This window comes from Mesorhizobium sp. B2-7-2 (assembly GCF_006440775.1).
In the GTDB taxonomy this organism is placed as follows: Bacteria; Pseudomonadota; Alphaproteobacteria; order Rhizobiales; family Rhizobiaceae; genus Mesorhizobium.
Map to the genome: position 1 here is coordinate 1 of NZ_VFTZ01000033.1, position 13,589 is coordinate 13,589.

General features: G+C 63.1%; 13 protein-coding genes. 6 read left to right on the forward strand and 7 right to left on the reverse strand.

Annotated features, from left to right (window positions below; genetic code table 11):
* Positions 1-366: 366 nt before the first annotated feature.
* Positions 367-1,590: an anion transporter gene (locus FJ425_RS28545; RefSeq protein ID WP_140631211.1), complete on the forward strand. Its 1,224-nt coding sequence runs from the start codon at positions 367-369 to the stop codon at positions 1,588-1,590.
* Positions 1,591-1,691: 101 nt separating this feature from the next.
* Here the strand turns inward: FJ425_RS28545 and FJ425_RS28550 are convergent, their stop codons facing one another.
* The 5 genes from FJ425_RS28550 to FJ425_RS28570 form a co-directional block, all read right to left on the reverse strand.
* Complete coding sequence (locus tag FJ425_RS28550) at positions 1,692-2,777, reverse strand: HPP family protein (protein WP_140631208.1); 1,086 nt, start codon at positions 2,775-2,777, stop codon at positions 1,692-1,694.
* A 328-nt stretch (positions 2,778-3,105) separates the two neighbouring features.
* Positions 3,106-3,396 carry a cupredoxin family copper-binding protein gene (locus FJ425_RS28555; protein ID WP_246673331.1) on the reverse strand — a complete coding sequence of 97 codons (291 nt, stop codon included), beginning with the start codon at positions 3,394-3,396 and terminating at the stop codon, positions 3,106-3,108.
* Between the two features lie 92 nt (positions 3,397-3,488).
* Positions 3,489-4,013 (reverse strand): DUF4142 domain-containing protein, encoded by a 525-nt coding sequence (locus FJ425_RS28560; RefSeq protein WP_140631203.1) that lies wholly within the window; start codon positions 4,011-4,013, stop codon positions 3,489-3,491.
* 93 nt (positions 4,014-4,106) lie between these two features.
* Positions 4,107-4,805, reverse strand: coding sequence for an RNA polymerase sigma factor (locus FJ425_RS28565; RefSeq protein ID WP_140631201.1), 699 nt, complete (start codon positions 4,803-4,805; stop codon positions 4,107-4,109).
* Positions 4,806-4,949: 144 nt separating this feature from the next.
* Positions 4,950-6,122 carry a cystathionine beta-lyase gene (locus tag FJ425_RS28570; protein ID WP_140631198.1) on the reverse strand — a complete coding sequence of 391 codons (1,173 nt, stop codon included), beginning with the start codon at positions 6,120-6,122 and terminating at the stop codon, positions 4,950-4,952.
* 466 nt (positions 6,123-6,588) lie between these two features.
* On the opposite strand from FJ425_RS28570, the gene FJ425_RS28575 reads away from it, so the two are divergent.
* From FJ425_RS28575 to FJ425_RS28595, 5 genes are all read left to right on the forward strand, one after another.
* Entirely contained in the window at positions 6,589-7,617 is a 1,029-nt protein-coding gene (locus tag FJ425_RS28575) for an amino acid ABC transporter substrate-binding protein (RefSeq protein WP_140545460.1), read from the forward strand.
* A gap of 62 nt (positions 7,618-7,679) precedes the next feature.
* Positions 7,680-8,867, forward strand: a complete 1,188-nt coding sequence (locus FJ425_RS28580; protein ID WP_140545461.1) for an amino acid ABC transporter permease — start codon at positions 7,680-7,682, stop codon at positions 8,865-8,867.
* A gap of 4 nt (positions 8,868-8,871) precedes the next feature.
* Entirely contained in the window at positions 8,872-10,029 is a 1,158-nt protein-coding gene (locus tag FJ425_RS28585) for an amino acid ABC transporter permease (protein ID WP_140631196.1), read from the forward strand.
* 14 nt (positions 10,030-10,043) lie between these two features.
* On the forward strand, positions 10,044-10,847 hold the full coding sequence (locus FJ425_RS28590) for an amino acid ABC transporter ATP-binding protein (protein WP_095768430.1): 804 nt from the start codon (positions 10,044-10,046) through the stop codon (positions 10,845-10,847).
* A gap of 172 nt (positions 10,848-11,019) precedes the next feature.
* Entirely contained in the window at positions 11,020-11,688 is a 669-nt protein-coding gene (locus tag FJ425_RS28595; RefSeq protein ID WP_140631193.1) for a TIGR02117 family protein, read from the forward strand.
* Between the two features lie 227 nt (positions 11,689-11,915).
* On the opposite strand, the gene FJ425_RS28605 is transcribed toward FJ425_RS28595, so the two are convergent.
* Together FJ425_RS28605 and FJ425_RS28610 are read right to left on the reverse strand one after the other, a co-directional pair.
* Entirely contained in the window at positions 11,916-13,148 is a 1,233-nt protein-coding gene (locus FJ425_RS28605) for an FAD-dependent monooxygenase (RefSeq protein WP_140727550.1), read from the reverse strand.
* A gap of 15 nt (positions 13,149-13,163) precedes the next feature.
* Positions 13,164-13,409 carry a zinc-finger domain-containing protein gene (locus FJ425_RS28610; RefSeq protein WP_140727552.1) on the reverse strand — a complete coding sequence of 82 codons (246 nt, stop codon included), beginning with the start codon at positions 13,407-13,409 and terminating at the stop codon, positions 13,164-13,166.
* Positions 13,410-13,589 lie beyond the last annotated feature (180 nt).

The window sequence follows — 13,589 nt, forward strand, 5'->3', positions numbered from 1 at the left end:
CCTTCTACAACGGCCTCGCATACTTCCGTGCCTGTGCCGACGGTTGGGCCTTGCGAGATGTGTATATGCCCTAGCGTGACAGCGGGGGCATTCCTGCGGACGCATCAGTTCCTCCCGTGACGGGACGCTATGTTCCGCTTCAACGACCATGTTCATCCGTTTAGTCCCCAACGCCTGGATTATCGGTCACATATGTTAATTCACCATTCTTTACATTAGCGTTTATGAATGTGAAAGGCATGAAAGCGACATAAGCTTTCAGGCGCTTGCGCGCTTTCCCTTTGCGCTGGCCTTGTTAAATGTGGTGCCGCCCGGTGCGTCGACCGATTCCGGCGGGACAGGGCAGGCAACGGGAACCTTCTTGCAATGACATGGACCGGCGCGGGCGCGCTTTTCATCCTCGTGCTCACCTATGCCGGCGTCGCCGTCGGCCGCATTCCGGGCCTGCGGCTCGACCGCGCCGGCATCGCGCTGCTGGGCGGCGCCGCCATGATCGCCATCGGCGCGATCGGCATCGAAGATGCCTACAAAGCCATCAATTTCGACACCATCACGTTGCTGCTCGGCATGATGATCGTCGTGGCGCATCTGAAGGTCTCGGGCGCGTTTCGGGCGCTCGGCGGCTTTGCCATCGAGCATGCCCACGCGCCCTTCATGCTTTTGGTGATGGTGACGTTGCTGACCGGCGCGCTCTCGGCCTTCCTGGTCAACGACGCGATCTGCCTGGTGATGGCGCCGATCGTCGTGCACGTCACACGAGTCATCAACCGCAACCCGGTGCCTTACCTCATCGCCACCTGCACGGCCTCGAACTGCGGCAGCGTCGCCACCATCACAGGCAACCCGCAGAACATGGTGATCGGTGCGCTGTCCGGTATTTCCTATCCGGCTTTCACGCTGGCGCTCGCGCCGGTGGCGCTGTTCGGCCTGCTCTGCGTCATCGTCATCGTGCGCATCGTCTACCGTGCCGAATTCTCCCGCCCTGCCGAACTCAGCCCGGAAGTCTATCGCGGCCGCATGCTGCCCGGGCAGGTGCTGAAGGCCACCATCGTGTGCGTGTTGCTGGCGCTCGCCTTCTTCGCCGGCGTTCCCGTCGCGAAGGCGGCGCTCGTTGCCGGCGCCTTCCTGCTGGTCACGCGGGCAATCAAGCCGCGGCGCATTTACCGCGAGATCGACGGACCGCTGCTCTTCATGTTCGCCGGCTTGTTCGTGGTGGTGGCGGGTGCCGAGCGCACCTTGCTCACGCCCGACATGATCGCCTGGGCCAAGAACATCGGACTAGACGATGTCTGGCGGCTCTCCGGCTTCACCGCGGTGCTTTCCAACATCATGAGCAATGTGCCGGCGGTGCTGGCGCTCCGGCCCTTCGTTCCTGGGCTGGAAAACCCGGGGCGCGCCTGGCTGGTCGTGGCGATGAGCTCGACGCTTGCCGGCAATTTCACGCTGCTCGGCTCGGTTGCCAATCTGATCGTCGCCGAACAGGCAAAAGCTGCCGGCAAGGAGCTTTCCTTCTCCGCATTCTTCAAGGTCGGCCTGCCGCTGACGCTGGTGACGCTTCTTGCCGGCACCGCCTGGCTGGCCTGGGCCTGAAGACGCTGTCCCTTCGGACCGCCAGATTGAGAGCGCCGCGGCGAGATGACCGGCGGCAGCGCCTCGACCTGGCAGCCGGCCTGCCGGGGTGAGGGCCTTGCCTAGGCCACCGCTTTCAACGGCGCCTTGTCTGTCTGCTGCAGGCGCGCGGCGGCTGCAAGCAGGTCGGTCTGGGTGATCAGGCCGAGGATGCGCCGCTCGGCATCGACGATCACCACCGCATGGCTTCGCCCGTCGGTCAGCACCGGTAGCAGGCTCATCGCCGGCGTGTCGGGAGAGGCGGTGCCGGCCTTAGACATCACGCCTTTGACCGTGTCGGTCGCCCTTGTCAGCTCGCGCAGACCGACCGCGCCGGAGAGCCGTCCGTCCGCGTCGATCACCGGCAAGGTGCGGATGTTGTGGTCGATCAGATGTTTGCGCGCCTCGTCGGCCGAGGCCGTTTCCGCCACGGAGATCACATCGCGCGACATGATGTCTTTGCAAAGCAGCGTACGCTGCGAGCGCACCATGGCCTGCAACTCGACCTGGCGCAGCAGGCGCTCCAGGTCGTCACGGTCGATATCGAAGGTTTCGTCGAGCGCCGAGAGGGCGGCGTCGACATCCTCGGGCCGGAAGCCGACGCGCTCGGCCGGCGGCCGGTCGGCGGTGCCGTGGCCGCGGGCGGCGGGCACATGCACATGGGGATAGTTGCGCCGCGACAGCTTGTGGAAAAGGAAGCCGAGCGCAACCAGGATGGTCGAGTTGAGTGCTACCGGCACGAAGGGAAACAGGAAGCCCGCGGCGGCTACGGCCGGCCCGCCGAGCACGCCGGTAAGCGCCGCTGCGCCGCCCGGCGGATGCAATGAGCGCGTGAACGACATGGCGGCGATCGCCAGCGCCACCGCTAGGCCGGAGGCGATCACCGTGTCATGCACAAAATGCGCCACCGTCACGCCGACCAGCGCCGAAATCGTGTTGCCGCCGATGATCGACCAGGGCTGCGCCAGCGGGCTCGAGGGAACGGCAAAGAGCAGCACCGCCGAAGCGCCCATTGGCGCCACCAGCATCGCCACAAGCGAGCCGCTACCCACGGCGAGCCCGCTAATCATGCCGGTGAGCGCGATACCGATGGTAGCGCCGATGCAGGCAAGCAGCCGTTCGCGAAGCGTCGCGCCTGCAAGGATCGGAACGAAAAGGCGAAACGCCATGGCAGACCCTGGATCGAAGAGGTGGAATTGCGTTGCCCCGCAATGCCGCTGAAGCCGCGGATTTGAAAGCCAAACCAATCCGTAGATTCGCTGCTGAAGGGAATATTATTGCACAGCGATCCGCGCAGAACGCGCCGCCAGCGGCCTCGGCTTTCTCAATCGCGCCAAGCCTTTACGACGGTTTGCAGAGTCGGTTCGGCAATTCGCCCGAATGCCCTGGCCTCGGCGAAAGTGTGCGAGTGCGGCGCGCGGCGCTGAGGCTGCTTTCGGCATGGGAGGACTGCGACAAGGTCAAGCGAGGCGCTGCGCGCGCCTCGCTCTCGGATAGCTAGGGCGCCACCTCGACATGGCCCTTCATGTTGGGATGGAAGCGGCAGAAATAGTCCGCTGTTCCCGCCGCCTTCAGCGTAACCTTGCCCTTCGACTTTGCCGGGATCATCACGTCCCAGCCGCCTTTCACCGTCGCGGTGTGGGCGATCACGTCCTTGTTCGTCCACTCGATCGTATCGCCGACCTTGGCCTGAATGTTTGCGGGCGAGAAGACCAGCCTGTCGATCGTTATCTCGATGGTCGCCGCGAACGCCGGCGATGCGATGAGCGCCAGCGCCAGAGTGAGCAAAGCAATTCCTGGAAAAGTGTGAAACGGTTGGGCGCAGCGACTTCGCCGTAGCCTTCCGTCAGGAATTGCCTCAAAACAAAGCAATAGTAGCCTCATTTCAACATGCCGGCGACGTGTTCGGCATGTTGCTGATGCCCCCGGAAAATCTTGAGGCCGGTCTCCAGCAGGTCCTTCAGTTCGGCATTGCTTGCCGAGGGGATGAGCAAGGTTTCGAGCGCGCCGTTGACCTGTTTGTGATAGGCCACTTCGTTCTCGATATAGGCCTTGTCGAAGGCGGCACCCTTGAGCTTCGCCAGCTTAGCGTCCTCTTCCTTCGCAGCCTTGGCCAGGGCCTTGCTGGTGTCGTTGTCCTCGGGCGTGACCTTCAGCTTCTTCACGAGGTCGAGCGCCTGCTTGTTCACCGCCTCGTGGTCGCGCTCCATGTCTTTGGCGAAGTCGACGACCTCCTTGTTCTTGGACTTCTTGATCGCCAGCTTGGCCGCTTCGATGTCGAGCGTGCCGGCTGTATAGGCAATGTGGGCGATCTGCGGATCGGTGGGCTTTTCGGCGGCTAGCGCCAGCGGCGCCGTGCTCACGAAGAAAAGGGCGGCGAGGGCGGCGGTTGATCGCATGAACATGGCATCTCCTTCGCCCGGCGGCGCTGGCCTCGGGCTTCATTTGAGGTTGACGGTAGATTGGATGCCGGACGCGTCGAAACGTTCCCGGGAAAGTTAGCCCTCGAAATCCAGCCTTTTCATCACCGCCTGCGTCAGCCGCTCGCAACGCCGGCCTGCAAAGGGGAAGGCGTCGAGCAGCACCGGACCGATCTCGTCGTCCAGTGCCTTTCGCACCAGCGTTCGCGCCCGGTGCAGCCTGGTCTTCACCGTCTCGGGCCTCACGCCGAGAAAATCGGCGGTTTCCTCGATGCTCAGGCCCTCGATGACGCGGGCGACGAAGACGGTGCGATAGACATCGGGAAGGCTGTCGGTCGCCCGTTCGACAAGCCTCAGAATCTGCCGCTGCGCCATGGTCCGCTCCGGATCGTCGCCTGGGTTCAAGTCGGTTGGATTCAAGGGAAACCGGATGATCTGCGCCTCCGGGTTCTCATCCATCGCCGCGACGCGCTTGCGCTTGCGCAGCCGGCCGAGCGCTTCGTTGATGACGATGCGCGACAGCCAGGTGGATAAAGAGGCCTCGCCGCGAAAGCTGCTAAGATTTGCGAAGGCGCGCATATAGGCCTCCTGCACGATGTCCTCGGCCTCCGCGTCATTGCGCACCACGCCGCGCGCGATGCGGTAGAGTCGCTGGTTGTACGTCTTGATGATGGCACGGAACGCATTCGGATCGCGCGCAAGCGCCCGGCGAACCAATGCCATGTCGCCGGCTTCGGCCGTACCGACCTCGGCAGTTTCGATGGCGGGCTTTATCATCGCGCCCGATCTCCCGACAGATGTTGCATCCACGGTTGGATGCGTCTGCCGACAAAAGGTTCCCGAGCTGGTTGCACGGACCATGCTAACGCTTCGACCGGGGCTTGTCTGCCGCCGGTGCGGATTTCCGTGCCGATCAGCCTGTCATCCGGCTGCGGCGGCCGCCGCGAGCCCGCGCAGAATGTCGGCCTTGAGATCTTCGACATCCTCGAGCCCGATCTGCAGGCGGATCAGCGAGCCGGCATATGAGCCTTTGGCAAGCATGCGGTCGCCGAGGAAGACCGGAACGGCGAGGCTTTCATAGCCGCCCCAGGAATAACCGAGGCCGAAGATCTTGAGCGCGTCGAGAAAGGCGTGCTGGGCCTTCTGGCCGCCGCCGTTGAGCACGATCGAGAAAACTCCGCTCGAGCCGCAGAAATCGCGCTTCCAGAGCGCATGGTCGGGATGGCTTTCCAGCGCCGGATGCAGCACCTGCGCGATGCCAGGCTGCTCCTCCAGCCAGCGCGCGATGTCGAGCGCGCTCTTGCGGTGATGCTCGAGCCGCACGCCCATCGTGCGCAGGCCGCGCAGCACCTGGTAGATATCGTCGGGACCGGAACAGCAGCCCAGCGTGCAAAACCCGTCATAAAGTTTCGTCCAGCAGGCGTCGTTGGCCGAAACCAGGCCGAGCAGCACGTCGGAATGGCCGCCCGGATATTTCGTTGCCGCGTGGATGGAGATGTCGACGCCATGGTCGAGCGGCTTAAAATAGAGCGGCGTCGCCCAGGTGTTGTCCATCATCACGATAGCGTTCGCCGCATGTGCCGCCTTGGAGATCGCCGGGATGTCCTGCACCTCATAGGTGTTCGATGCCGGCGATTCGGTGAACACCACCTTTGTGTTTGGCTTGATCAGCGAAGCGATGCCGGCGCCGATGCGCGGCTCGTAATATTCGATCTCAACACCGAGCCGCTTCAGCATCGTGTCGGCGAAGTGGCGCGTCGGGTGGTAGACGCTGTCGACGATCAACAAGTGATCGCCCGTGGCAAGGAAGGTGAGCAGCGGCACCGTCACCGCCGCCAGCCCGGAAGGCACCGCGATCGTGCCGGCCGAGCCTTCCAGCGCATCGACGGCGAGCGTCAGCGCGTCCATCGTCGGCGTGCCGCGCGTGCCGTAAGTGTATTTCTGGCTGCGCCCGGCCATCGAAGCGGCGTCGGGATAAAGCACTGTCGAGGCATGCACGACCGGCGGGTTGACGAAGCCGAAATAGTCGCGCGGGTTGTTGCCGGAATGGGCAAGCAGCGTATTGATGCCCATCTCGATGCCGTCTCTAGCCATGGTTCGTCGCCTGTCGAATGATGTCAGGAACCAGCCATAAAGCGGCGGCAAAGCCGGCGCAACCGCGCCGCGCCCGCCAAAAGCCGGTCTTCCGCTGGGCCAATCCAAAGGCGCGCAAGCCCAGTAAAGCACCGCTAGTGCCGCAGCGGATTCTGCCGCCAGACCACGGATTCGCGGCGGCGCGACTTGGCTGATTTGTTCGCATCGCCTGCCGGTTTCATGTGCTCTTGTCCGCAATTCAGGCATTTGCGCCAATTGCTTTTCAAACCTCCCTGGAATCGGTCATTTCCCTTGACCTCACAGGAATAATCGCCTTCGATGCGTTTCGTGAATGGGAGGCAGCGCATCGGCAATCGATGCGGGTCCCGGGAGTGGGCCTTGGAGTGGGAGCTGCATTCACAAACGAAAAAAGATCAAGCGTCGCCTGGCAATAGGGGCGCCTGTAACAGAAAAGGGTCTGTGGGTCATGAAACACATTGCAATCGGCATTCTTGGCGTCGCCGCGCTCGGGTTCATGGCGTCTGCCGCTTCGGCCGGCACGCTCGATACCGTGAAGCAGAAGGGCTTTATCCAGTGCGGCGTCTCGACCGGCCTCGCCGGCTTCTCGGCGCCGGACGACAAGGGCGACTGGAAGGGCATCGACGCGGACTTCTGTCGCGCCGTTGCGGCCGCTGTCTTCGGTGACGGCTCCAAAGTCAAGTTCACGCCGCTCAGCGCCAAGGAACGTTTCACCGCCTTGCAATCGGGCGAGATCGACATCCTGTCGCGCAACACCACCTGGACCAGCAACCGCGACAGCGCGCTCGGCCTCGATTTTGTCGGCATCACCTACTATGACGGCCAGGGCTTCATGATCAATGCCAAGAAGCTGCCCGGCGTGAACTCCGCGCTGCAGCTTTCGGGCGCCGCCGTGTGCGTGCAGAGCGGCACCACCACCGAGCTCAATCTCGCCGACTACTTCAAGAAGAACAAGATGGAGTACAACCCCGTCGTGTTCGAAAAACTCGAAGAGGTCAACGCGGCCTATGACGCCGGCCGCTGCGATGCTTACACCACCGACCAGTCCGGCCTTTATGGTATCCGTCTGACGCTGTCCTCGCCGGCCGACCATGTCGTGCTGCCCGAGATCATCTCCAAGGAGCCGCTCGGCCCGGCCGTGCGCCAGGGCGACGACCAGTGGGCGCATATCGCGCGCTGGACATATTTCGCGCTGCTCAACGCCGAGGAAGCCGGCATCACGCAGGCCAATGTCGATGAGATGAAGACGTCGACCGACCCGAACATCCAGCGCCTTCTCGGCACTGAACCGGACGGCAAGTATGGTGCCGATCTCGGCCTCTCCAACGACTTTGTCGTCAACATCGTCAAGGCTGTCGGCAACTACGGCGAAATGTTTGAGCGCAATGTCGGCTCGGGCAGCCCGCTTAAGATCGCGCGCGGCATCAACGCGCTGTGGACCAAGGGCGGCCTGCAATACGGTCCGCCGATCCGCTGATTGAAACGTGATCCGGGAGGCAGGTCGTCTGTCTCCCGGTTTCTCTTTCCAGAGGACGGTCCATGGCTTCGCAGGAAATCCTTCGCGAGGAGCCGAGTCGCGGCTCCTTCATCAATGACCCGAGAATACGCAGCCTGTTCTTTCAGACGCTGGTTGTGATCCTGCTGTTCAGTTCGATCTGGTGGATCGTCCACAACGTCATCGAAAACCTCCAGCGTCTGCACATCGCGTCGGGCTTCGGTTTTCTCAGGAGCAGGGCCGGCTTCGACATTTCCGACACGCCGATCGCCTATACGTCCGACTCGACCTATTTCCGCGCGCTGGTCGTCGGTTTGCTCAACACCATCATCGTCGCCGTCGTCGGCATCGTGCTTGCGACCATCGTGGGCTTCGCCATCGGCATCGGCCGCCTGTCGCAGAACTGGCTGATCCGCAAGATCTGCACGGTCTATGTCGAGATCTTCCGCAACATCCCGCCGCTGCTGGTCATCTTCTTCTGGTATTCCGGCGTGCTGGCCGTGCTGCCGCCGCCGCGCGAGAGCATCCACCTGCCTTTCGGCTCGTTCCTCAACCAGCGCGGCTTCTATTTTCCGCGCGCCGTTTGGGGCGATGGCTCCTGGCTGATCGGCGTCGCACTGCTGCTCGCCATTGCAATGGCCTGGTTCGTCGCCCACAGGGCGCGACAACGGCAGAAGGCGACCGGCCAGCAGTTTCCGGTCTTCTGGACGTCGGTCGCGCTTATCGTCGGCTTGCCGGTGCTGGCCTTCCTGCTCGGCGGCATGCCGCTCACCTTCGATTTTCCGAAGCAGTCGACCTTCAACCTGACCGGTGGCTTCTGGGTCAAGCCGGAATTCCTGTCGCTCTTGCTGGCGCTCTCCTTCTACACGGCGGCCTTCATCGCCGAGATCGTGCGCGCCGGCATCAGAGGCGTCAACAAAGGGCAAAGCGAAGCAGCGGCGGCGCTCGGCCTCCGCTCCGGTCCGATCCTGCGGCTGGTGGTCATCCCGCAGGCGATGCGCATAGTCATCCCGCCGCTCACCAGCCAATATCTCAACCTGACCAAGAACTCCTCGCTGGCGATCGCCATCGGCTATCCGGACCTTACCGCCACCGCCGGCACCGTGCTCAATCAGACGGGCCAGGCGGTGGAGGGCGTATTTATCATGATGATCGCCTATCTGGTGCTGAGCCTGGTGACGTCCTTTGTCATGAATATCGTCAACGCCAGAATGGCGCTGGTGGAGAGGTAGGGCCATGCAGGAACATGACATGTCCTGGGTGCGCACCGAGATGGCGCTTGCCCAGCCGGCGCCGCCTACCGAACGCGGCGCCTATGCCTGGGTGCGCAAGAACCTGATCGGTTCGGTCGGCGACATCGTCCTCACAATCCTCGGCATCGCCATCGTGCTTTGGATCCTGCCGCAGGTCATCAGCTGGGCCTTCCTCAATGCCCAGTGGACCGGGCCGGATCGCACCGTCTGCACCACCGTCACGCAAGGCGGTATCCAGCCCGACGGCTGGACCGGTGCCTGCTGGGCTTTTGTCAACGCCAAGTTCGGCCAGTTCATGTTCGGCACCTATCCGATCGACGAGCGCTGGCGGCCGATCCTGGTCGCCATCCTGTTCGTGGCGCTGTTGGTGCCGATGCTGATCCCGCGCGTGCCGCGCAAGGGATTGAATGCGATGCTGCTGTTCGTAGCGCTGCCGATCGTCGCCTTTTTCCTGCTGCTTGGCGGCGTGTTCGGCCTGCCGGTCGTCGAGACCTCGCGCTGGGGCGGGCTTCTTGTGACGCTCAGCCTCTCCTTTGTCGGCATTGCGGTGTCGCTGCCTTTGGGCATCGTGCTGGCGCTCGGGCGCCGTTCGAAGATGCCGATCATCAAATGGCTTTGTATCGTCTTCATCGAGACGGTGCGCGGCATTCCGTTGATCACCGTGCTGTTCTTCGCCAGCGTCATGCTGCCGCTGTTCCTGCCCGCGGGCGTCACCTTCGACAAGTATCTGCGTGCGTTAATCGGTGTGTCGCTGTTTGCCGCCGCCTATATGGCCGAAGTGATTCGTGGCGGCTTGCAGGCGATCCCGAAGGGCCAGTATGAGGGCGCCGATTCGCTCGGCCTCGGCTACTGGCAGAAGATGAGCCTGATCGTGCTGCCGCAGGCGCTGAAGCTGGTCATTCCGGGCATCGTCAACACCTTCATCGGCATGTTCAAGGACACCAGCCTGGTCCTGATCATCTCGATGTTCGACCTGCTCGGCGTGGTCAAGCAGAATTTCGCCGATGCAAACTGGGCGACCCCGCAGACCGCGAGGTCCGGCCTGATCTTTGCCGCCTTCGTTTTCTGGCTGTTCTGCTTCGGCATGTCGCGCTATTCAATGTATACCGAACGCCGGCTCGACACCGGTTATAAACGATAAAAAGGGAACAGGTTATGGCCACCGAAAACGCCGTCAGCGCGGAAGAAATCAAGGTCAACGCCGCCAAGATGCACATCTCCACCACCGATGTCGCCATCGACATCGTCGGCATGCACAAATGGTATGGCGAATTCCATGTGCTGAAGGACATCAACCTCAAGGTGATGCGTGGCGAGCGCATTGTCATTTGCGGTCCGTCCGGGTCCGGAAAGTCGACCATGATCCGCTGCATCAACCGGCTGGAAGAGCACCAGAAGGGCAAGATCATCGTCGACGGCAAGGAACTCACCAACGATCTGAAGAAGATCGACGAGGTGCGCCGCGAGGTCGGCATGGTGTTCCAACATTTCAACCTGTTCCCGCATCTGACCATCCTGGAGAACTGCACGCTGGCGCCGATCTGGGTGCGCAAGATGCCGAAGAAGCAGGCCGAGGAGATCGCCATGCATTTCCTCAAGCGCGTCAAGATCCCCGAGCAGGCCAACAAATATCCGGGCCAGCTCTCCGGCGGTCAGCAGCAGCGTGTGGCGATCGCACGCTCGCTGTGCATGAACCCGCGCATCATGCTCTTCGACGAGCCGACCTCGGCGCTCGATCCGGAAATGATCAAGGAAGTGCTGGAGACGATGGTGGGGCTGGCGGAAGAGGGCATGACGATGCTGTGCGTCACCCACGAGATGGGCTTTGCCCGCAAGGTCGCCAACCGCGTGATCTTCATGGATCAGGGCCAGATCGTCGAGCAGAACACGCCCGCCGAATTCTTCGACCATCCGCGCCATGAACGCACGAAGCTTTTCCTGTCGCAGATCCTGCACTGAGCGGGCGCGACGCTAAATTTTCGGGAGCCCGGCTGGAAACAGCCGGGCTTTTTTTGCATTCGGGCGATCGGACAAGGATCGGCTCATTTTTGGTTGACGCTCCGAAATCGTCTAGCCTGATCGTCCAGGTTTTCCTGGGGTTGACGCAGACAAGATGGAACCACCGCACTCGATGAGACGAGTCCTGCGATATATGGTGATGCTGTTGGGAGCGGCGGTGCTTGCCGCCGCGCTCGGTACGCTGGTGCCGCGTCCGCTCTGGTCGGCGGCACGGGCTGAAGGCGAGGGGACGCGGCACATATTGGTGTTGAGGAACCCGATCCACACCGACATCGCTGTGCCCCTCGATGACGGCGTGCGCCGGCGCTTTGCCTTCCTGGCCGATGCCGGCCTGCCGATCGAGGCTCCGGAGGCGCGCTACATCGTCTTCGGCTGGGGCGGCCGCGCCTTCTATCTGGAGACGCCGACCTGGTCGCAATTGAAGACCATGCCGGTGCTGAAGGCGCTTACGCTCGACGCCGCGGTGATGCATGTCGATGTCGCGGGGGCGATCAAAGAACCGCACCCGGATGTCGCAGTCTTCGATATCGACGCGGAGCATTTTTCAGCGCTGCTTGATTACATCGCTGCGAGTTTTCAGCAGGGGCCTGACGGGCCCGTGGTCATCGAGGACGCCGGCTATTCCACCTACGACCGGTTCTACGAAGCCGACGGTCATTTCAACGCGCTGGTCGGCTGCAACACCTGGACTGCGGCGGGGCTGCGCACGGCCGGCCTACGAACAGGATGGTGGAATCCGCTACCGGTTTCGTTGTGGTGGTCGCTGAGGCTGTATGATTGAGGGTTGATGGGAATTTGCAAACGCCGCGTTCCGTCACACCCCCCTCTGGCCTGCCGGCCATCTCCCCCGCAAGGGGGAGATCAGCTGTCGTGGCTGCTACCGCCAATCATCAACGTCGCAAGGCGGGAGCCAGCGCCCAAGCTGCCAATCTCCCCCTTTGCGGGGGAGATGCCCGGCAGGGCAGAGGGGGGTGCTGTCCCGCCGACCTATCCAGCTGGTGGCAGGCGCTACCGCCGCACAACCTTCCGCTCCTCCCACCCGTAGAGCCAGTCCAGGTCCGCCGCGAGCTTTTCCGCCGGTCGCGCTGCCAGCACGAGATTGCGCGCGATCGCCACCGGCCCCCAGGCGTGCCAGGCCAGCCGATTGAGCGCGCCGCGTTTCAACACTCTTTCGACACGGGGCCGTCTGAGATTCTCCCAGGTAGTCAGGCCCTGCTTCGGATCGCCCGGAAAATCGGCAACGAGATTGGCGAGCATGGCGGCGTCCTCGATCCCCATGGCCGCGCCTTGCGCCGCGAACGGCGTCATGGCGTGCGCGGCGTCACCGATCAGCGCTACTCCCTCCGTCATGGTCCAGCGCCGCTGCGCGACCGTGTGGATGGGGAAGGCTGTCCACGGCCCGGCAAGCGCCGCCAGCTCCGCCAGCGCTGCCGCGGTGCCTCGCATGGCAGCTGAAAGAATCGCGGGGTCGGCATGGCCGGACCAGCTTTCGGCAATGCGCTCGCCCTTGGTGAAAGTGGCAAGGTTGAAGGCGCTGCCCTTGCTCACCGGATAGGCGACCATGTGGAAGCCGGGATGCAGGAAAGTGGTGACGCTGTCGGTGGCTCCGATCTCGGCAAAAGCGCTGCCGGCGGCGCTTTCCGCCGGGACTGTCGCGCGCCAGGCGAGCTCGCCCGAAAAGCGGCTTACCGCAAAGCCGGCCGTCCGGGCAAGCTGGGCGCGAACCGACGACCAGACGCCGTCGGCTGCAACCAGCAAACCGCATGCGACATCCGTCGCCTTGCCGTCGATCTCGACCGTCGCGGTAACGCTTTGCGGGTCGACGGCAAAGCCGTTAACGCGCGCGCCGGTGACAAGCGCGATATCGCGCCGTTCGGCCACTGCCGCCATCAGCGCCGCCTGCAGGTCGGCGCGGTGCGCCACGAGATAGGGCGCCCCCCAGCGCCTCTCTGCGGCTTCCCCAAGCGGCACGCGCGCCAGCTCTCGCAGGCTCCTTGCGTCCTTCAGCACCACCGCTCGCGGCCGGATCGCGTTGGGCAGCAGGCGATCGAGCACGCTGAGCCGCCGCAGGATGCGGGTCGCGTTGGGGGAAAGCTGGAGGCCGGCGCCGGCTGCTTCGAGTTGCGTGGCCTGCTCGAACAGTGTTACCGGGAAGCCACGCTCGGCAAAGGCAAGCGCCGCCACGAGCCCGGCAATGCCAGCCCCGGCGATGACGATCTGCCGGGACCTTGTTTCAGTCATGGTTGATCGGGACGATCAGGCGGCCTGGTCGACATAGAGGCAGCCGGCCGGCTGCGTTTCCGTCGCCTTCAGCGACGGTGAATAGCGGTAGAGCGTCGAGCAGTAGGGGCAGACCTTTTCATTGTCGTCGCCCATGTCGAGGAACACATGCGGATGGTCGAAAGGCGGGTTGGCGCCGGTGCACATGAATTCCTTGACGCCGATCTCGATGATGGGATGGCCCGCGTCGTTCTGGAAATGGGGAATGCTGCCGCCTGCCATCGTTGTCTCCAATTGGGTTCGGCCAGTGGGTGTGACCAGTTTGCATCTGGAGCATAACAGGCCAGTTTGCAAGATCGATGAAATCAAACTGTCGCAAAAGGCTGGCAGAGGATAAGTTGAGCCGGTTAAGCGCATAGGGCGGTGTCGGAGCGATTCCGTGACGATCATGCGTCATAAAGA

Bases quoted from the DNA above. Each gene is read 5' to 3' on its own strand.
- FJ425_RS28580 (WP_140545461.1), top strand. From the start codon at position 7,680: ATGGCTTCGCAGGAAATCCTTCGCGAGGAGCCGAGTCGCGGCTCCTTC.
- FJ425_RS28595 (WP_140631193.1), top strand. From the start codon at position 11,020: ATGAGACGAGTCCTGCGATATATGGTGATGCTGTTGGGAGCGGCGGTG.
- FJ425_RS28560 (WP_140631203.1), bottom strand. From the start codon at position 4,013: ATGTTCATGCGATCAACCGCCGCCCTCGCCGCCCTTTTCTTCGTGAGC.
- FJ425_RS28570 (WP_140631198.1), bottom strand. From the start codon at position 6,122: ATGGCTAGAGACGGCATCGAGATGGGCATCAATACGCTGCTTGCCCAT.
- FJ425_RS28545 (WP_140631211.1), top strand. From the start codon at position 367: ATGACATGGACCGGCGCGGGCGCGCTTTTCATCCTCGTGCTCACCTAT.
- FJ425_RS28575 (WP_140545460.1), top strand. From the start codon at position 6,589: ATGAAACACATTGCAATCGGCATTCTTGGCGTCGCCGCGCTCGGGTTC.
- FJ425_RS28610 (WP_140727552.1), bottom strand. From the start codon at position 13,409: ATGGCAGGCGGCAGCATTCCCCATTTCCAGAACGACGCGGGCCATCCC.
- FJ425_RS28565 (WP_140631201.1), bottom strand. From the start codon at position 4,805: ATGATAAAGCCCGCCATCGAAACTGCCGAGGTCGGTACGGCCGAAGCC.
- FJ425_RS28590 (WP_095768430.1), top strand. From the start codon at position 10,044: ATGGCCACCGAAAACGCCGTCAGCGCGGAAGAAATCAAGGTCAACGCC.
- FJ425_RS28550 (WP_140631208.1), bottom strand. From the start codon at position 2,777: ATGGCGTTTCGCCTTTTCGTTCCGATCCTTGCAGGCGCGACGCTTCGC.
- FJ425_RS28605 (WP_140727550.1), bottom strand. From the start codon at position 13,148: ATGACTGAAACAAGGTCCCGGCAGATCGTCATCGCCGGGGCTGGCATT.
- FJ425_RS28585 (WP_140631196.1), top strand. From the start codon at position 8,872: ATGCAGGAACATGACATGTCCTGGGTGCGCACCGAGATGGCGCTTGCC.